Source organism: Streptomyces rimosus subsp. rimosus (genome assembly GCF_000720725.1).
GTDB lineage: Bacteria > Actinomycetota > Actinomycetes > Streptomycetales > Streptomycetaceae > Streptomyces > Streptomyces rimosus_A.
On sequence record NZ_JOCQ01000074.1, the window covers coordinates 1 to 17,467 of the forward strand.

The window sequence follows — 17,467 nt, forward strand, 5'->3', positions numbered from 1 at the left end:
CCGCGACGACGACCGCGGCGGCTACCGCCGCGACGACCGCGGCCCGCGCCGGGACGACGACCGTGGCGGTTTCCGCCGCGATGACCGCCGTGACGACCGTGGCGGTTTCCGTCGCGACGACCGCGGCCCCCGCCAGGGCGACGACCGCGGCGGCCGACGCCCGTACGGTGCCGGGCGCGGCCGTGACGACCGCGGTGAGCGCGGCGGGTTCCGGCAGGACGACCGCCGTGACGACCGCCGTGACCGGGAGCCGATCAAGCGGCTGCCGATCCCGGAGGACGTCACGGGCGACGAGATCGACAAGGATGTGCGGCAGGAGCTGCTGAGCCTGCCCAAGACGCTCGCCGACGACGTCGCCAGGAACCTGGTCATGGTGGCCAAGCTGCTGGACGAGGACCCGGAGCAGGCGTACGGCTACTCGCGGGTGGCGCTGCGGCTGGCGTCGCGCGTCCCCTCCGTGCGCGAGGCGGCCGGCTTCGCCGCGTACGCCGTCGGGAAGTACGGCGAGGCGCTGGCCGAGTTCCGTGCGGCGCGGCGGATGACCGGCAGCGTGGAGCTGTGGCCCGTGATGGCCGACTGCGAGCGCGGCCTCGGCCGGCCCGAGAAGGCCCTGGCCATGGCCGGTGAGCCCGAGGTGCAGAAGCTGGACCGCGCGGGCCAGGTCGAGATGCGGCTGGTCGCGGCCGGCGCCCGCCGGGACATGGGCCAGACGGACGCGGCCGTGGTGACGCTGCAGAGCCCCGAGCTGGCGTCGAACTCCGTACAGCCGTGGACCGCCCGGCTGCGCTACGCGTACGCCGACGCGCTGCTGGAGGCCGGCCGCGAGGACGAGGCGCGCGAGTGGTTCGCCAAGGCGCTGGAGGCCGACCAGGGCGGCACCACGAACGCCTCGGACCGGCTCGCCGAGCTGGACGGCGTGGAGTTCACGGACGCACTGGACGACGCGGACGAGGATGAGGACGCGGGCCCGGACGCCGAGGCGGACGAGGCCGAGCGTAAGGACGAGACCGAGCGCAAGGACGAGGCCGCAACCGCCGCCCCGGCCGAGACCGCCGCCCCGGCCGCCCCGGCCGAAGCGGACGCCGCCCCCTCCGAGGCGCCGCGCGCGGACACGCCGCGCGACGACCGCCCCGAGCAGGGCTGACGCCACCCCACGGCTGACGCCACAGCAGGGCTGACCGGCACATAGCAGAAGGGCGGGACCCCACCGGGGTCCCGCCCTTCACTCATACGGACGCGAGAATCACGCCTCTTCGCCCGGCGCGTACCGGGCGATCGGGTTCTCCAGCGTGCCGATCAGCTGGAGGGCGCCCGCCGGGTCCTGGAGGTCCACCATCTCCTTGTTGTTCCGCAGCTGGAGACGGTTCAGGCAGGAGAGCGCGAACTCGTCGGCGAACATGTCGTACTGCCGGAACTTGTCCGCGAGCTGCGGATTCGCCTCCTGGTAGGCGGTCACGCAGTCGGCGACCGTACGCCAGAAGGTCTCCTCGTCCAGCACCCCGTCCGTGACCAGGATGCCGTTCAGGAAGCGGAAGAAGCAGTCGAAGACGTCCGTGAAGAGGGAGAGGAGCTTCTTGTCCTCGGGGACGTCGGCGCGGATGCGCTCGACCGCCGGCGGCAGCACCGCGTCCGGGTCCATCACCGCGATCTCCTCGGCGATGTCCTTGAAGATCGCGCGCTGTACGGTGCCGTCCTCGATGACGAGGATGACGTTCTCGCCGTGCGGCATGAAGACCAGGTCGTAGGCGTAGAACGCGTGCAGGACGGGCGTGAGGTAGGCGTCCGCGTAGCGGCGCAGCCAGTCCGCGGGTTCGAGGCCGGACTCCTCGATGAGGGCCGCGGCCAGCGAACCGCCCTCGGGATCGGTGTGCAGCAGTGAGGCCATGGTGGCGACCCGCTGGCCCGGTTCGAGGGTGGGCACCGGGCTCTCGCGCCACAGGGCGGCGAGCATCTTCAGGTACGGGGAGCCCTTGGCGGTGGCGGCCTCGTACTGACGGTGGTGGTAGCCGATGGCGGCGCGCTCGCGGATGATCGAGAAACGGGCCGCCCGGAAGGTCTCGTCGCTCGCGATCAGGCCCGCCAGCCAGTCGTTGATGGCGGGGGTGGCCTCCATGTAGGCGGCGGACAGGCCGCGCATGAAGCCCATGTTGAGGACCGACAGCGCGGTCTTGACGTAGTGCTTGGCCGGGTCGCTGGTGTTGAAGAACGTACGGATGGACTGCTGCGCCAGATAGGCGTCGTCACCGGGCCCCAGGCAGACCAGGTGCTGCTGGGCGACTTCGGCCGCGAAGGTGACGGAGAGCTTGTTCCACCACTGCCACGGGTGGACGGGGATCAGGTAGTAGTCGGCCGGGTCCAGGTCCAGGTCGCGCAGGGCGGTGCGGAACCGGTCCAGGGTCGGGCCGCCCAGCTCACCCTCGATCAGCCGGTCGTAGTCCAGGCCCTCGCCCGCGGTGAACGTGGCGCGGTCGCGGCGCGCGGCCAGCCAGATCAGCCGGACGGGGTTCGCGGCTTCGGGGGCATAGGAGTGGTATTCGTGTACGCCGAAGCCCAGGCGGCCGTTGTTGGCAACGAAGCAGGGGTGGCCCTCGGACATGCCGGTTTCGATGGTCTGGAAGTCGGCCTTCGCCAGCTCGGCGGCGGCCGCGGGCCCGGCGGCCAGCTTGTACGCCGTACCGGAGAGGGTGGAGCTGATCTCCTCCAGGTACACCGGGAGGATGTCGTCGCCGAGGGCGAGCGTGCGGCGCAGCTCGATGAAGAAGTCCAGCGCGTCGAGGGGCACCTCGGCGCCGTCGCGGTGGCGGGTGATGGCGTCGGCGTCGATGTGCCAGTGGTCCAGGCTCAGCCGGCGGGCGGTGAAGCGGTACTCCACGCGGTCGTCGTCGCTGCGTACGACGTAGCGGCCGTCGTCGGCCTCCGCCCCGGGCAGCCGCTGCGGCGTCAGCAGGCGCTCGTGCGCGAACTCGGCGAGGGCCTTGCGCACCAGGAGGCGGTTGGCGCGCGCCCACAGCTCGGGGGTGAGGTGGCGGACGGCGTCGCGCGCCGCGGCGCCGGAGGTGTCCGCGGTGGGGTTCAGCATGGGTTTTCTCCTCGGGCGGCCAGGAACTGGCCGCGGGTGCAGGTGCTCAGGTACGCCTCGCCCTTGGGCAGCGTGACGGTGCGGACGATCTCGAAGCCGACGGCCTTGTTCAGTGCGTGTACCGCGGTGTTGCCGGTGGCCGGTTCGACGACGACGCGCTGGTTGCCCGGCTCGGCGAACAGCATGTCCATGACGGTGGTGATCACGGCGAGGGTGAAGCCGTGTACCGGGGTGTCGGTGGGGGCGGTCAGGAAGTGCATCCCGACGTCGCCCGGCGCGGCCTCGTGGACCTCGGTGACCTCGCGGTGCGCCGGGTCGTAGCGCTCCATGAGGAACGCCGGGACGCCGTTGTGCAGGCCGAGGAAGGCGTCGTGGTACGGGTCGGCGTCGATGCGCGCGAACTCCGCCTCCACGGCTGCCAGGTCGGCGTCCTGCATCATCCAGTAGACGGCTTTGGGATGGGTGACCCAGCCGTGCAGCAGCTCCGCGTCGCCGGCCGGGTCGACCGGGCGCAGCGCGAATTCGCCCAGCGAGGCGTGGGTGCGGGTGAAGACGGGCGCGGTCATACGGGGGAGACCTCCACGGGGTGGTGCGGTCCGGCCGGGGCGGCGAACTCCTGGAAGGCGATGGACTTCTCGACCGGGTAGTACTCGCGGCCGAGCAGCTCGCGGATGATGCAGGAGTTGCGGTACGCGGCCATGCCCAGGTCGGGGGTGACGAAGCCGTGGGTGTGCAGCTCGGCGTTCTGCACGAAGATGTCGCGGCCCGCGGTGTCGATGCTGTAGTTGCGGGCGACCGCGTAGCGGCCGGCGTCGTCCCAGGCGATGCGGTCGGTGAGCGGCGCGAGGAACTCCGGTGTGGCGTAGCGGTATCCGGTGGCCAGCACCAGGCCCTGGGTGGCGAGGGTGAAGTCCTGGCCCTGCTCCTCCTGGCGCAGCTGAAGGGTGTACGTGCCGGAGGCCGCGTCGTAACCGGCCCCGTCGAGCGCGGTGTTGGTCAGCAGCCGGGTGGGGCAGGGGCCGTGCAGGTTCTTCTGGTAGAGCAGGTCGAAGATCTCGTTGATCAGCTCGGAGTCGATGCCCTTGTAGAGGTTCTTGTGCGAGGCGTTGAGCCGGTCGCGGGTGGCGGCGGGCAGCGCGTGGAAGTAGTCCACGTATTCCGGAGAGGTCATCTCCAGCGTGAGCTTGGTGTATTCGAGGGGGAAGAACCGGGGGGAGCGGGTGGCCCAGGTCAGGTGGTAGCCGTGGCTGTCGATGTCCTGGAGGAGGTCGTGGTAGATCTCCGCCGCGCTCTGGCCGCTGCCGACGATGGTGATGGAGTCCTTGGCCTGGAGGGCGGCCTTGTTGTCCAGGTAGTCGGCGTTGTGCAGGAAGTCGCCGCCCAGGCCCTGGCAGGCCTCGGGGATGTGCGGCGGGGTGCCGGTGCCGAGGACCAGCTTGCGGGCGCGGTAGGTTTTCCGCTCCCCGGTGGGCAGGTGGTCGGCGTGTACGACGTAGACCTGCTCGGCCTCGTCGTACTCGACGGTGGTGACCCGGTGGCCGAAGCGTACGGTCTCCAGCTTGGCGGCGGCCCAGCGGCAGTAGTCGTTGTACTCGGCGCGCAGCGGGTAGAAGCTCTCGCGGATGTAGAAGGAGTACATCCGTCCCGATTCCTTGAGGTAGTTCAGGAACGAGAACGGTGAGGTCGGGTCGGCGAGGGTGACCAGGTCGGCCATGAACGGCACCTGGAGGGTGCTGGTCTCCAGCATCATGCCGGGGTGCCAGTCGAAGGACGGCTTGTCGTCCAGGAACAGGCCGTCGAGTTCGTCGATGGGTTCGGTCAGGCAGGCGAGGCCGAGGTTGAAGGGCCCGAGGCCGATGGCGAGGAAATCGTGAGGGGCGGACACGTGGGGTCTCCGTATACGGGGTGTCAGTCGGCCGTGTCGGCCGTGTCGGCCGTGCCGGTTGTGGGGGCCGGTCGGCGGGGCGGTCAGCTCGCGGCGCTGAGGGCCGGTTCGGGGCGCGCGGCGAGGTACGCGCCGGCGTGCTCGGCGATCAGGTCGAGGACCGTGGCGATGTCGTCCAGTGTCGTCTCGGGGTTGAGCAGGGTGAACTTCAGGTAGTGGCGGCCGTCCACGACGGTGCCCGCGACGATGGCGTCGCCGGAGGCGAACAGCGCTTCCCGGGCGTGCAGGTTGACCTCGTCGCTCAGCACCGGGTCCCGGTCGTCGGCGTACGGCAGGTAGCGGAAGACCAGGGTGCTCAGCTGCGGCTCGACGACGACCTCGAAGCGCGGGTCGTCGTCGAGGAGTTTCCAGGCGTCGGCGGTGCGGTCGATCACCTCGTCGAAGAGCTCGCCGATGGCGTCGGCGCCCATGGTGCGCAGCGTGAGCCACAGTTTGAGCGCGTCGAAACGCCGGGTGGTCTGGATCGATTTGTCGACCTGGTTGGGGATGCGCCGCTCGGCCATCCGCGCCGGGTTGAGGTAGTCCGCGTGGTACGTGACGTGCCGCAGGGTGGCGCGGTCGCGGACGAGCACGGCGCTGGAGCTGACCGGCTGGAAGAAGGACTTGTGGTAGTCCACCGTCACCGAGTCGGCGCGCTCGATGCCGTCCAGGAGGGCGCGGCGGCGGGAGACCAGCAGCCCGCAGCCGTACGCCGCGTCCACGTGCATCCAGGCCCCGTACTGCGTGCACAGGTCGGCGATCTCGGGCAGCGGGTCGATGCTGCCGAAGTCGGTGGTGCCCGCGGTGGCCACGACCGCCATCGGGATCAGGCCCTCGGCCGCGCAGCGCGCCAGCTCGTCGGCGAGCGCGTCGGCCCGCATCCGCTTGTCCGGGCCGCACGGCACCGCGATCACGGCCTCCGCGCCGAGGCCGAGCAGGGTGGCTGCCTTCTCGATGCTGAAGTGGCCGACCTGGGAGGCGAGGATGCGCAGGCGGGGCAGGATGTCGGTGCGGCGTACCGGAGTTGTGACGTCCTGGTGGTTTTCGTCCGGGTTGTTCTCGCGGGCGAGGGCCGTGCGGCAGGCCTCGTCGCGGGCCAGCAGCATGGCCTGGAGGTTGGACTGCGTGCCGCCGCTGGTGAAGATGCCGTCAGCGCGTTCGCCGAGGCCGATGCGGCGGGCGGTCCAGTCGATCAGACGCCGCTCGATGAGGGTGCCGCCGGCGCTCTGGTCCCAGGTGTCCAGCGAGGAGTTGACCGCGGAGAGCACCGCCTCGCCGACCAGGGCGGGGATGACCACCGGGCAGTTGAGGTGCGCGAGGTAGCGCGGGTGGTGGAAGTAGACGGCGTCGCGGAGGTAGACCTCTTCGAGTTCGTCCAGCGCGGCGGCGGGGTCGTGCAGTGGCTGTTCGAGGTCGATACCGGCCACGGTGGGGGTCAGGCCGTCGACCGTGACGCCGGTGAAAGGGCGTTCGGTACGGGATATTTTGTCGGCTATGCGGGCAACGCCTTCGGCGACGGAGCGGCGGTAGTGCTCGGCGGTGCTGTTGTTGAGCAGCTGGGACCGGCTGTCCGGCGTCCCGGTGCCGGTGGCGGGTGACGGGTCCTCGGCGGGGCGCGCGAGGGGGCTCATGAACGTGTCCTCCCTGATGCGGACTTGCTCACGTGGGGGGATGCGCATGGAACGCCCTCGCCTGGGCAGGAGACCCGTCGGCGCAGGGGGGGACGGCTCCATCCGCTTACGTGATGAGGTAAGCCTAACCTAACTTGTGTGGCGCCAGGGAAAGGGGTGCCGAGGCGCCGGCGCGGGACACGCGCGCCGGGCAGTCATCGGGCATGCATGGTCGTACGGCCGGAAATCGGACTCCGGCGTGGCGTGAAGTGCGGCCGGAAATCAGCCCCCGGCGTGGCGTGAAGTCAGGCGGAAATCAATCTCCGGCGTGGCGTGAACCGGGCTTCGATACAGCCCGGTTCACCCCTCTTCGTCCAGGACGCGCAGCACCAGACCGGTGGCCGGCTTGGGGCCGAACGACGTCGACTTGCGCGGCATCGTCACCCCGTCCAGCGCGAGCTGACGCACCGTCCGTTCCAGGACCGGGCGCAGCAGGACGGCCGTACCGCCGTGCTTCGCCGCCTGCTCGACGGCGTCCCCGGCACTGTGCAGATAGCTGATCTCGGACGGGTGGTCGCGCACCCGCCACACCGCGTCCAGCAGGACCGAGTGCAGCACGGTGGCGTCCAGCTCGCGCCACGCCGCGGGGCGGTCGTGGCGGACCGTACGGTCGAGCAGGTCCGGATCGGGCCGGTCCAGCAGACAGAACCGCTCCGGACCCGAGGCCAGCAGGAAGGCGCTGCCGGGGGTCGCCTCCAGTTCTGTCAGGGCCGCGTCGAGCGGGCCGTCCACCGGCCGGGCGCGGAACGCGCCGCCCAGCCCGGCCAGCGCGTCGTCCAGCGGCAGGTGCGGCAGGACGCGGTGGATGGCCCGTACCTGGAGCGGGTGGCGGGCAGAGTCCACGAGCAGCACCAGGCCGCTCGCCCAGGGGCCGGCCGCGCCGTTGCCGGAGTGCTCCTCGTGCAGGCGCTGGTAGGTGGCCCAGCGGTGGTGACCGTCGGCGATCAGGGCGTGCCGCAGGGCCAGGTCCTCGTTCACCGCGGCCAGCTCGCCGGGGTCGGTCACCGCCCACAGCCGGTGGGAGAAGCCGTCCTCGGTGGTGGTGGCGAGCAGCGGGGTGGTCAGGACGGTGCGTTCGATGACGCCGGTGGCGCCGTTGCCGGTGCCCTGGCCGACGTAGGACAGCAGCAGCGGCTCGAAGTTGGCGGCGGCCTCGCGCATCAGGGCGGCGCGGTCCTCGACGACCTCGGGGATCACGTCCTCGTGCGGCAGGACCGGTCCGTTCAGTTCGAGGGCGCCGATCAGGCCGCGCTGGAGGAGGCCGCCCTTGCTCTGCTCGTAGACGTAGAGCGCGGGCCGGTCGTCCGTGGCCAGGACGCCCTGCGCGCGCCAGCGGCGCAGCGTCTCGGCGGCCTGGAGGTGCCGGGTGGCGGGGTCGGGTGCCTGCGGGAGGATGAGCCGCACGATGTTGTACGGGTCGGCGGTTTCCAGGTGGCGCACGCCGTCCGGCCGTACGACGACGTCGTACGGCGGCGAGGTGACGGCCGTGAGGCTGCTGACGCGGTCCGTGGCGTAGCGCAGTCCGCGGAAGGGGTGGAGGCGAAGGCCGTCGGTGGTCATTGGGGAATGCTATGCCGCCTTTCCGCGTGCGGGATGATCGGGGGGAAACCCTTGTCCTGCTGGATATATCGGTACGCGGGGTTCCGTTTCGCGTACCGCTGTCACCCACTTTTTGTACCTGCGTGAATAGGGAGCGAAACGGCATGAGCGAGCGGGTGCTGCGCAAGCGGCCCGGACGGTGCGAGCGGGCACTGCGCGAGGCGTACGACACGGCGCTGCTGGACCTGGACGGAGTCGTGTACGCCGGCGGCTCGGCGATCGAGCACGCCGTCGCGTCGCTCAGCACGGCCCGCGACGCCGGTATGCATCTGGCGTATGTGACCAACAACGCGTCCCGGACGCCGGACGCGGTCGCGGACCAGCTCACCGGGTTCGGGCTGCCGACCGCGCCGACGGACGTGATCACCTCGGCGCAGGCGGTCGCCCGGCTGATCGCCGGGCAGGTGCCCGACGGCGCGCGGGTGCTGGCGATCGGCGGCGAGGGGCTGCGGGTGGCGCTGCGCGAGCGCGGGCTGGTGCCGGTGGAGTCCGCGGACGACGATCCCGCAGCGGTGGTGCAGGGATTCGACCCGAAACTGAACTGGGAACGGCTGGCGGAGGCCGCCTACGCCGTCCAGCGCGGCGTCCCCTGGTTCGCCTCCAACACCGACCTGACCATCCCCAAGGAGCGCGGCATCGCGCCGGGCAACGGCGCGCTGGTGGAGGTCGTACGGACCGCCACCGGCGGCGGCAGGCCCCAGGTGGCCGGTAAGCCGGAGACGCCGATGCACCGGGAGACGGTCCTGCGCACCGGCGCGCAGCGGCCGCTGGTGGTGGGCGACCGGCTCGACACGGATATCGAGGGCGCCTACAACGGCGGCGTGGACTCGCTGCTGGTCCTGACCGGCGTGACCACCGCCGCCGAGCTGCTGGCAGCGCCGCCGCAGCACCGCCCGACGTACGTGGACGCGGACCTGCGCGGCGTGCTCGGCCCGCAGCCGGAGGTTGCCGGGGATGCGGACAGTGGTTTCCGGTGCGGCGGCTGGACGGCGTCCGTAAGTGACGACGTGCTGGCGCTGGACGGCGAGGGCTCCGCACTGGACGGCCTGCGGGCGCTGTGCGCGGCGGCCTGGACTGCGGCGGGCGACGGCACGTGCGGCGCGGACGCGGGCAAGGCGCTGGCGCGGCTGGGACTGTGAGGCGAAGCTTCTGAGGAGACGGGAGGGGCCCCGCTCGGTGACGAGCGGGGCCCCTCCTCGGGTGCGCGTACGGACCGTCGTACGCGCACGGTACGGGGGACCGGAGCCGGGGCCCTCAGCCCTCGTCGTTGGCGGCCGTGCCCGCGATGTACTCCGCGAGCAGGTCCTCCTCGCTGGCGCCGCGCCGCCAGTAGCCGGTGAACTTCACGGCCCGGCGGTCGAAGGCGCGCTCCCGTACGAGGTGGCGGCGCAGCATCTTCACGTTGCCCGCCTCGCCCGCGATCCAGGCGTACGGCGTGCCCTCGGGCAGTTCCGCGGCGCGCACCGCTTCGAGGAGGGCGTCCGCCCCGTCCGCGGGCCGCTCGTCGGCGGCGAGCCAGGTGATGTCGGCGTCGGCGAACGTGGGCAGCTCCTGGCGGTCGGCCGCGTGGGCGACGGACAGGAAGACCTTGGCCTGGGTGCCGGGGGAGAGCCAGGCGAGGATGCCGGCCACCGCGGGCAGCGCCGTCTCGTCGCCGGTCAGCAGGATCCAGTCAGTGCCGGGCGGCGGGCGGAAGTCGACACCGCCGTTGTCCTCGACGGCCGGGCCGAGGATCGAGACCCGGTCGCCGGGACCGGCCGCCGCCGCCCAGCGCGAGGCCGGGCCGCCGGCCGCGCCGCCCGGGGCGTCCGCGCCGTGCAGCGCGAAGTCCACGTCGACCTCGGCCGGTTCGTGACGTTGCTCGCGGATCGTGTACGAGCGCATCAGCGGCCGCTCGGCCGGGTCCTGGGCGCGCCAGGCCGGGTACCAGTTCTCGCCCTGGTCGGCGAAGACCGGCGCGGTCTGGTGGGCCTGCGGGAGGAACAGTTTGAACCGCTGGTCACGGCCGCCGGAGGCCAGCTCGCCGAGCCGTTCGCCGCCGAAGGTGATCCGGACCATGGAGGGCCCGAGCCGGCGGGTGCGCACGACGTGCACGTCGAAGAAGCGGAACGGGGTGGTGGCGGGTGCGGCGGTCGTGGTCATGCGGAGGAACCTCCCGGAACCGTGACTCGGTGACTGCGGTGGGGGCGGGGTGCTCGGCCGGGCCGGCCGGTGCGGCGGCCGGCCCGGCGTCGCGTCAGGCGACCTTCTTGGCGTTCTGGATGGCCTTGGTGAGCTCTTCGATCAGCGGCGCGGCGCCCGCGTAGGAGAAGCGCGGCTCGCTCGACCAGCCGGTGACCTGGCCGGCCTTGACGGCGGGCAGCTTGTTCCAGGCGGGCTTGGCGGCCAGGTCCTTGGGCTGGAGCGCGGAGGTGCGGTTGTCCAGCATGAGGATGTCGGCCGGGTACTTGTCGGCGTTCTCCCAGCTCAGGTTCTCGAAGTAGCCGCCCTTGTCCAGGTTGTCCGGCACGATGATGTCCACGCCCAGGGACTTGTAGTACATGATGTCGGAGTTGATGCCCGGGTTGGACGCGTAGAACAGGTCGGCGCTGCCGGAGCAGGCGAGTACCCGCACCGGGTTGGACTTGGCGGCCTTGCGCAGCTCGGCCGCGGCCTTCTCGAAGCGGGCCTTGGCGTCGGTGACCTTCTTGGCCTTCAGGTCGGCGCCGAGGGACTGCGCCAGCTCGGCGTACCGCTCGATGATCTTCACCAGCGGGACCCGGGCCGAGGTGATGGCCACCTGCTCGGCCAGCTTGGTGATCTTGTCCTTGCTCTCGTCCGGCACGAACCACAGGGCGCCCGGCTCGTACATGTTGGTGATCAGCAGGTCGGGGTTGAGGGCCGCGTACTTCTCGACCGCGAACTGGTTGTACGCGTTGCCGATGATGGTGACCCGGTCCACGTCGATGTCCCCGGCCTGCGGGTCCGGCTTGCCGTCCTTGAGCTTGGTGGGGCCGAAGACGCCCACCACCTGCTTGTCGACGCCGAAGTCGTACAGGGCCGCGGCGGTGCCGGTGAAGGCGACGATGCGCTGCGGCGTGTGGTCGAGGGAGACCTTCTTCTTGCGGTCGTCGGTGAAGGACCAGGCGCCGCCCTTGACGCCGCCCTGCGAACCCGAGTCCTTGCCGCCTCCGCAGGCGGCCAGCAGGGCGCCGATGCCGACGGCGCCACCGGCGGCGAGGACGCCGCGTCGGGTCAGGGATACGCTTCGGGAGGTGCTCATGGCTGCTGTGCTTCTCTCTGGGCTGGGCCTCGGCACGGCCGGCAAGGCTTGACGGGACTTCAGCCGGTCGTTCACGGTCTTCAGTACGGTTTCGGTCGGACGTCAGCACGTACGGCAAAGGGCCGGTAAAAGGCCCTGCGGAACGACTTGATGTCTGATCGTGAGGGTAGGCTAACCTAACTCCCGTGTTGGTTGACAGTCCCCCCGAAGCAACAGACGCCCCCGTGGCACCGCAACGGCGGCAGCTCACTCGCTCGGCGGGGCTCGTCGCCGCCGTCGGCGCGCTCGCCGTCGTCACCGTCCTGGGCATCGCCGTCGGCGCGAAACAGGTACCCCTGGACCAGGTGTGGCACGCCCTCTTCCACTACACGGGCAATGACGCCGACGTGGTCGTACGGGACGTCCGCCTGCCGCGCACCCTCCTCGGCCTGCTGGCCGGCGCGGCCCTCGGCCTGGCCGGCACCGTGATGCAGGCGCTCACCCGCAACCCGCTCGCCGACCCCGGCGTGCTCGGCATCAACGCGGGCGCCTCGGCGGCCGTCGTCTCCGCCATCAGCTTCCTGGGAATCACCTCACTGACCGGGTACGTCTGGTTCGCCTTCCTCGGCGCCGCGGTCGTCTCGGTCGCCGTGTACGTGCTCGGCGGCGTCCGCAGCGCCGCACCCGTACGGCTCGCGCTCGCCGGAACCGCCCTGTCCGCCGCGCTGATCGGCTACATCAACGCCGTCAACATCATGGACACCGCGGCGCTGGACAAGATGCGCTTCTGGACGGTCGGCTCGCTGGCCTCCGCCACCACGACCACCGTGCAGGAGGTCGCGCCCTTCCTCGCGGTCGGCGCGGTCATCGCGCTCGCCGTCGGACGGCCCCTGAACGCCATCGCGCTCGGCGACGACCAGGCCCGGGCGCTCGGCGCGCGGCTGACCCGCACCCGGGTGCTGGCCATGATCGCCGTGACCCTGCTGTGCGGCGGCGCGACCGCCGCCTGCGGCCCGATCGTCTACGTCGGCCTGATGGTCCCGCACATCGTCCGCGCCGTCACCGGCCCCGACCTGCGCTGGATCCTGCCGTACTCCGCGGTGCTCTCGCCGGTCCTGCTGCTCGGCGCGGACGTCCTGGGGCGCGTCGTGGCGCGGCCCGGGGAGATCCAGGTCGGCATCGTGACGGCCGTCGTCGGCGGCCCGGTCTTCATCTATCTCGTACGGCGCCGGAGGATGGCCCAGCTGTGAGTTCCACCGTCAAGACCGACACCGGCGCGGCATCCGGCGCGGCAGCCGCGCGGACCGGCGGGCCCGTACGGGCGGTACGCACCGCCGGCGGCCTGTCCCTGCGCCTGGACGCGCGCACCCTCCTCGTCTCCGTGCTGCTGGCCGTGGTGGCGCTGGCCGCGAGTGTGCTGCTGATCGGCACCGGCGACTTTCCGATGGGCCCCGGCGACGTCCTCGCCACCCTCACCGGCTCCGGTACCACCGCCCAGGAGTTCATCGTCAACGACCTGCGGCTGCCACGGGTCCTGGTCGGGCTGCTGGTCGGCGCCGCCTTCGGGGTGGCCGGCGCGATCTTCCAGGCCGTCTCCCGCAACCCGCTGGGAAGCCCCGATGTCCTCGGCTTCTCCCAGGGCTCGACGGTCGGCGCGCTGCTGATCGTCGTCTTCTTCCAGGGTGGCACCTTCGCCGTCGCGGCCGGTTCGGTCGTCGGCGGCGTCGTCACCGGGCTGGCGATCTTCCTGCTGGCCTGGAAGGGCGGTATCCACGGCTACCGCTTCGTGCTCGTCGGCATCGGTGCCGCCGCGATGCTCTACGCGATCGTCCTCTACCTGATGACCAAAGCGAACATCGTCGAGGCGTCCCAGGCCACCACCTGGATGGTCGGCACCCTCAGCGGCCGGGACTGGGACCAGGTCTGGCCGCTGGCGCTCGTGTGCGCCGTGCTGATCCCGCCGGCCCTGGTGTACGGGCGGCCGCTGCGCATGCTGGAGATGGGCGACGACGCCGCGTACGCACTGGGCGTCCCGGTCCAGCGGGTGCGCATGGTGCTGCTGACGGCGGCCGTGGTGCTGGTCGCCGCGGCGACCGCGGCGGCCGGGCCGATCGCCTTCCTCGCGCTGACCGCGCCGCAGCTCGCACGCCGCCTGACCCGCGCGCCCGGCCCCAACCTGCTGCCCGCCGCCCTCATGGGCGCCGCCCTCCTGGTGAGCGCCGACTGGATCTCGCAGCAGGTCTTCGGCGCCGACCAGCTGCCGGTCGGCGTGCTGACCGGCGTACTCGGCGGCTGCTACCTGCTGTGGCTGCTGGCCTCCGAGCGCAAGTCGGGCCGGATATGAACGCGCGGGACACGGACCGTACCGCCACCGGACACCGCGCGCCGCCGAGCGCGCCGCACCGGGCCCCCACGGCACCGGCCCCCACGGCACCGGCCCCCACGGCACCGGCCCCCACGACCCAGACCCGACAAGGAGCAACGCAGTGAGCCGTCTCACGGCCGAGAACGTGACCCTCGCCTACGACCAGCGGGTCATCGCCGAGGACCTCTCGGTGGCCATACCGGACCAGTCCTTCACGGTGATCGTCGGGCCGAACGCCTGCGGCAAGTCCACGCTGCTGCGCGCGCTGTCGCGGATGCTCAAGCCGGCCGCCGGCTCGGTGCTGCTGGACGGCGCCGCCATCTCCTCGCTCCCCGCCAAGAAGGTCGCCCGCACCCTCGGGCTGCTGCCGCAGTCCTCCATCGCGCCCGACGGGATCACCGTCGCCGACCTCGTGGCTCGCGGCCGCTACCCGCACCAGGGGCTGCTGCGCCAGTGGTCGGGCGAGGACGAGCGGATCGTACGGGAGTCGATGGACGCGACCGGCGTCGGCGAGCTGGCCGAGCGCTACGTGGACGAACTCTCCGGCGGCCAGCGGCAGCGCGTGTGGATCGCCATGGCGCTCGCCCAGCAGACACCGCTGCTGCTCCTGGACGAGCCGACCACGTACCTGGACATCCAGCACCAGATAGAGGTGCTGGACCTGTGCGCCGAACTGCACGAGGAGCAGGGCCGCACGCTCGTCGCCGTCCTGCACGACCTCAACCACGCCGCGCGCTACGCCACGCACCTGATCGCCATGCGCAGCGGCGAGATCGTCGCCGAGGGGGCGCCGCAGGAGGTCGTCACCGCCGACCTCGTCGAGCGGGTCTTCGGCCTGAAGTGCCAGGTCATCGACGATCCGGAGACGGGCACTCCGCTGGTGGTCCCGGCGGCGCGCAAGGCGCGTGCGGCAGCGGAGGCCGTGGCGGCCTCCTGAGGCCGGTGGCGGGCCCGGCCGTGGTACGCGGCCGGGCCGCCGTTACAGCAGCGTCCGCAGGCGCAGCAGGTCGCGGAAGCCCGCCTCCAGCTTGACCCGGCCGCTGCCCCACGCCTTGGCGAAGTGCAGCTCGCCGTCGACCAGGGCCACCAGGTCGTCGCCGCGCATGGACAGGCGGATCTGGGCCCGCTCGGGCGGCGGGCCGGAGACGTGGGTGACGTCCGTCAGGGCGCCGTTCGCGAGCCGCCCGACGAAGGTCACGTCCAGATCGGTGATCCAGCAGCTCAGCGACCGGTCGAGCGCGGCGGCACCGCGCACGTCGCCATCGGCGGTGGAGAGGTTCTGTGCGAGCCGGCCGAGGGCGGCGCGGCACTCTTCGAGGGTTGCCATCGCGATCGACGATACGCCGCTGCGGGGCGGGCGTCCGGTGGCCCGGACGGCAGCCGGTTCGAGGTAGCGTCAAGGCATGGAAGAGCCGAGAGAGCCGGTGGCGGACGCGGTGGCGGACGGTACGGGCGCGGTGCCGGACGGTACGGACGCCGGCCGTACGGGGCCGGCGGACCCCGCCGGGCCGCAGCCGCTCGGTGTCGTGGTCACGCCCACCGGGAACGCCGGGGTCGACGCCCAGCTGCGGCGCCTCGCCGATGCCGACCACCTCGCCGCGAGCGGGCACCTGGAGGTGTACGAGGATGTGCACCGGGGACTGCGCGACGCGCTGGCCGCTCTCGACCAGCGCCCCGGGCCCGCCGGCCCGTCCGGCGCGCCCCGGTCCCCGCAGCCGTCCGCAACGTACGACAACAGGAGCTGAACCACAGGTGGCAGGTGTGGCACGACGCCGACTCGACGCGGAGCTGGTGCGCCGCAAGCTGGCCCGTTCGCGGGAGCACGCGAGCCAGCTGATCGCCGCGGGGCGGGTGACCGTCGCCGGGGCGACGGCGACCAAGTCCGCCACCCAGGTGGAGACCAGCGCGGCCCTGGTCGTACGCGCCGACGAGAGCGACCCCGACTACGTCTCGCGCGGCGGCCACAAGCTGGCCGGGGCGCTGGAGGCGTTCACCCCCCTCGGCCTGAAGGTGGCGGGCCGCCGCGCGCTCGACGCGGGCGCCTCCACCGGCGGCTTCACGGACGTGCTGCTGCGCGCCGGAGCCGGGCACGTCGTCGCCGTGGACGTCGGGTACGGACAGCTCGCCTGGTCGCTCCAGAGCGACGACCGGGTCACCGTCAAGGACCGTACGAACGTCCGCGAGATGACGCTGGAGCAGATCGACGGCGAGCCCGTCGACCTCGTCGTCGGCGACCTGTCCTTCATCCCGCTGGGCCTGGTGCTGCCCGCGCTCGTACGCTGCGCGGCGCCGGACGCCGACCTGGTGCTGATGGTCAAGCCGCAGTTCGAGGTCGGCAAGGAGCGCCTCGGCAGTGGTGGCGTGGTGCGCAGCGCCGAGCTGCGGGCCGAGGCGGTGCGCGGCGTCGCGGAGCGGGCCGCCGCACTGGGACTGGGCGTGGCCGGTGTGACCGCGAGCCCGCTGCCCGGACCCTCCGGCAATGTCGAGTACTTTCTGTGGCTGCGTGCCGGGGCGGCTGCACTGGACCCGGCGGATGTCGACCGAGCAGTGGCGGAGGGGCCCCGTTGACCAGTTCTGAAACATCCGGAGTGGCCGGGACGGCCGGCTCGGCCGGCGCGCGTACCGCGGCGTCGGCCCATGACACCGGCCGGGCCGCGGCGGCCGGACAGCGCACCGTCTTCCTGCTCGCGCACACCGGCCGTCCCGCGGCCGTGCGCAGCGCCGAACTCGTCGTTCAGGGGCTGCTGCGCAGCGGCATCGGCGTACGGGTGCTGGCCGAGGAGGCGGCCGACCTGCCACTGCCGGCGTCGGTGGAACGCGTTGAGTCCGAGCAGTGCGCGGCCGAGGGCTGCGAACTGCTGGTGGTCCTCGGCGGGGACGGCACGCTGCTGCGCGGCGCGGACTTCGCCCGGACGTCCGGGGTGCCGATGCTCGGCGTCAACCTCGGCCGGGTCGGCTTCCTCGCGGAGGCCGAACGCGACGACCTGGACAAGGTCGTCGACCGGGTCGTCACCCGTTCCTACGAGGTCGAGGAGCGGATGACCCTCGATGTGCTGGTCCGCAACAACGGCAGCATCGCGCACACCGACTGGGCGCTGAACGAGGCGTCGGTGGAGAAGGCGGCGCGCGAACGGATGCTGGAGGTCGTCACCGAGGTCGACGGGCGGCCCGTCTCGCGCTTCGGCGGCGACGGCGTGGTGTGCGCGACACCGACCGGCTCCACCGCCTACGCCTTCTCGGCGGGCGGCCCGGTGGTCTGGCCCGAGGTCGAGGCGCTGCTGATGGTGCCGATCAGCGCCCACGCGCTGTTCGCCAAGCCGCTGGTCACCTCGCCGGACTCGGTGCTGGCGGTGGAGGTGCAGCCCAAGACGCCGCACGGCGTGCTGTGGTGCGACGGCCGCCGCAGCGTCGAACTGCCCGCCGGTGCCCGCGTCGAGGTCCGCCGCGGCGCGGTCCCCGTACGGCTCGCCCGGCTGCACCACGCCTCCTTCACGGACCGCCTGGTCGCCAAGTTCGCCCTGCCGGTGGCGGGGTGGCGGGGGGCGCCGCAGTAGGGGGCTCATGGGCTTCGTACGGTCATGCGTACGGT

Annotated in this window: 16 protein-coding genes; 8 read left to right on the forward strand and 8 right to left on the reverse strand. The window is 72.2% G+C overall.

All coding sequences use genetic code 11. From position 1 onward, the window contains the following. Positions 1-307 precede the first annotated feature (307 nt). The gene (locus tag IH45_RS01000000144255; RefSeq protein WP_078897845.1) at positions 308-1,144 is read left to right on the forward strand and encodes a tetratricopeptide repeat protein; all 837 of its coding nucleotides are present in this window, start codon (positions 308-310) and stop codon (positions 1,142-1,144) included. A 99-nt stretch (positions 1,145-1,243) separates the two neighbouring features. Here the strand turns inward: IH45_RS01000000144255 and IH45_RS0130015 are convergent, their stop codons facing one another. From IH45_RS0130015 to IH45_RS0130035, 5 genes are all read right to left on the reverse strand, one after another. After that, entirely contained in the window at positions 1,244-3,079 is a 1,836-nt protein-coding gene (locus IH45_RS0130015; RefSeq protein WP_030675479.1) for an IucA/IucC family protein, read from the reverse strand. Beyond that, entirely contained in the window at positions 3,073-3,645 is a 573-nt protein-coding gene (locus tag IH45_RS0130020) for a GNAT family N-acetyltransferase (RefSeq protein WP_030675482.1), read from the reverse strand. The genes IH45_RS0130015 and IH45_RS0130020 overlap by 7 nt, the downstream gene beginning before the upstream one ends. Further along, positions 3,642-4,964 (reverse strand): lysine N(6)-hydroxylase/L-ornithine N(5)-oxygenase family protein, encoded by a 1,323-nt coding sequence (locus tag IH45_RS0130025; RefSeq protein WP_030675485.1) that lies wholly within the window; start codon positions 4,962-4,964, stop codon positions 3,642-3,644. Before IH45_RS0130025 ends, IH45_RS0130020 begins: the two co-directional genes overlap by 4 nt. Positions 4,965-5,047: 83 nt before the next feature. Further along, the gene (locus IH45_RS0130030; RefSeq protein WP_030675488.1) at positions 5,048-6,634 is read right to left on the reverse strand and encodes a pyridoxal phosphate-dependent decarboxylase family protein; all 1,587 of its coding nucleotides are present in this window, start codon (positions 6,632-6,634) and stop codon (positions 5,048-5,050) included. A gap of 339 nt (positions 6,635-6,973) precedes the next feature. Further along, positions 6,974-8,233, reverse strand: a complete 1,260-nt coding sequence (locus IH45_RS0130035) for a DUF1015 family protein (protein WP_030675490.1) — start codon at positions 8,231-8,233, stop codon at positions 6,974-6,976. A 143-nt stretch (positions 8,234-8,376) separates the two neighbouring features. Between IH45_RS0130035 and IH45_RS0130040 the strand changes: the two genes are divergently transcribed. After that, complete coding sequence (locus tag IH45_RS0130040) at positions 8,377-9,411, forward strand: HAD-IIA family hydrolase (RefSeq protein WP_030675493.1); 1,035 nt, start codon at positions 8,377-8,379, stop codon at positions 9,409-9,411. 115 nt (positions 9,412-9,526) lie between these two features. Here IH45_RS0130040 and IH45_RS0130045 read toward each other — a convergent pair whose 3' ends face one another. Together IH45_RS0130045 and IH45_RS0130050 are read right to left on the reverse strand one after the other, a co-directional pair. Beyond that, complete coding sequence (locus IH45_RS0130045) at positions 9,527-10,414, reverse strand: siderophore-interacting protein (protein ID WP_030675495.1); 888 nt, start codon at positions 10,412-10,414, stop codon at positions 9,527-9,529. Positions 10,415-10,508: 94 nt separating this feature from the next. Further along, on the reverse strand, positions 10,509-11,534 hold the full coding sequence (locus IH45_RS0130050; protein WP_030675503.1) for an ABC transporter substrate-binding protein: 1,026 nt from the start codon (positions 11,532-11,534) through the stop codon (positions 10,509-10,511). 185 nt (positions 11,535-11,719) lie between these two features. Between IH45_RS0130050 and IH45_RS0130055 the strand changes: the two genes are divergently transcribed. The 3 genes from IH45_RS0130055 to IH45_RS0130065 all read left to right on the forward strand — a co-directional run bounded on the left by IH45_RS0130055 (position 11,720) and on the right by IH45_RS0130065 (position 14,815). After that, positions 11,720-12,763 carry a FecCD family ABC transporter permease gene (locus IH45_RS0130055; protein WP_030675505.1) on the forward strand — a complete coding sequence of 348 codons (1,044 nt, stop codon included), beginning with the start codon at positions 11,720-11,722 and terminating at the stop codon, positions 12,761-12,763. Beyond that, a complete protein-coding gene (locus tag IH45_RS0130060) occupies positions 12,760-13,857 on the forward strand; it encodes a FecCD family ABC transporter permease (RefSeq protein WP_030675508.1) in 1,098 nt (365 codons plus the stop codon). Before IH45_RS0130055 ends, IH45_RS0130060 begins: the two co-directional genes overlap by 4 nt. Positions 13,858-13,999: 142 nt before the next feature. Continuing rightward, the gene (locus tag IH45_RS0130065; protein ID WP_030675511.1) at positions 14,000-14,815 is read left to right on the forward strand and encodes an ABC transporter ATP-binding protein; all 816 of its coding nucleotides are present in this window, start codon (positions 14,000-14,002) and stop codon (positions 14,813-14,815) included. A 42-nt stretch (positions 14,816-14,857) separates the two neighbouring features. On the opposite strand, the gene IH45_RS0130070 is transcribed toward IH45_RS0130065, so the two are convergent. Then, positions 14,858-15,205 (reverse strand): sterol-binding protein, encoded by a 348-nt coding sequence (locus IH45_RS0130070; RefSeq protein WP_030675514.1) that lies wholly within the window; start codon positions 15,203-15,205, stop codon positions 14,858-14,860. Positions 15,206-15,281: 76 nt separating this feature from the next. Between IH45_RS0130070 and IH45_RS0130075 the strand changes: the two genes are divergently transcribed. The 3 genes from IH45_RS0130075 to IH45_RS0130085 are packed head-to-tail and all read left to right on the forward strand — an operon-like array spanning position 15,282 to position 17,432. After that, positions 15,282-15,623: a hypothetical protein gene (locus IH45_RS0130075; protein ID WP_032918673.1), complete on the forward strand. Its 342-nt coding sequence runs from the start codon at positions 15,282-15,284 to the stop codon at positions 15,621-15,623. A 7-nt stretch (positions 15,624-15,630) separates the two neighbouring features. Continuing rightward, positions 15,631-16,446 (forward strand): TlyA family RNA methyltransferase, encoded by an 816-nt coding sequence (locus IH45_RS0130080; protein WP_030675520.1) that lies wholly within the window; start codon positions 15,631-15,633, stop codon positions 16,444-16,446. Continuing rightward, positions 16,443-17,432 (forward strand): NAD kinase, encoded by a 990-nt coding sequence (locus IH45_RS0130085; protein ID WP_107058747.1) that lies wholly within the window; start codon positions 16,443-16,445, stop codon positions 17,430-17,432. Before IH45_RS0130080 ends, IH45_RS0130085 begins: the two co-directional genes overlap by 4 nt. The last annotated feature ends 35 nt before the right edge of the window (positions 17,433-17,467 follow it).

What these genes read in the sequence shown, in the direction of transcription:
- IH45_RS0130015 (WP_030675479.1), bottom strand. Translation starts at nt 3,079, where the DNA reads ATGCTGAACCCCACCGCGGACACCTCCGGCGCCGCGGCGCGCGACGCC.
- IH45_RS0130020 (WP_030675482.1), bottom strand. Translation starts at nt 3,645, where the DNA reads ATGACCGCGCCCGTCTTCACCCGCACCCACGCCTCGCTGGGCGAATTC.
- IH45_RS0130030 (WP_030675488.1), bottom strand. Translation starts at nt 6,634, where the DNA reads ATGAGCCCCCTCGCGCGCCCCGCCGAGGACCCGTCACCCGCCACCGGC.
- IH45_RS0130035 (WP_030675490.1), bottom strand. Translation starts at nt 8,233, where the DNA reads ATGACCACCGACGGCCTTCGCCTCCACCCCTTCCGCGGACTGCGCTAC.
- IH45_RS0130040 (WP_030675493.1), top strand. Translation starts at nt 8,377, where the DNA reads ATGAGCGAGCGGGTGCTGCGCAAGCGGCCCGGACGGTGCGAGCGGGCA.
- IH45_RS0130045 (WP_030675495.1), bottom strand. Translation starts at nt 10,414, where the DNA reads ATGACCACGACCGCCGCACCCGCCACCACCCCGTTCCGCTTCTTCGAC.
- IH45_RS0130050 (WP_030675503.1), bottom strand. Translation starts at nt 11,534, where the DNA reads ATGAGCACCTCCCGAAGCGTATCCCTGACCCGACGCGGCGTCCTCGCC.
- IH45_RS0130070 (WP_030675514.1), bottom strand. Translation starts at nt 15,205, where the DNA reads ATGGCAACCCTCGAAGAGTGCCGCGCCGCCCTCGGCCGGCTCGCACAG.
- IH45_RS0130075 (WP_032918673.1), top strand. Translation starts at nt 15,282, where the DNA reads ATGGAAGAGCCGAGAGAGCCGGTGGCGGACGCGGTGGCGGACGGTACG.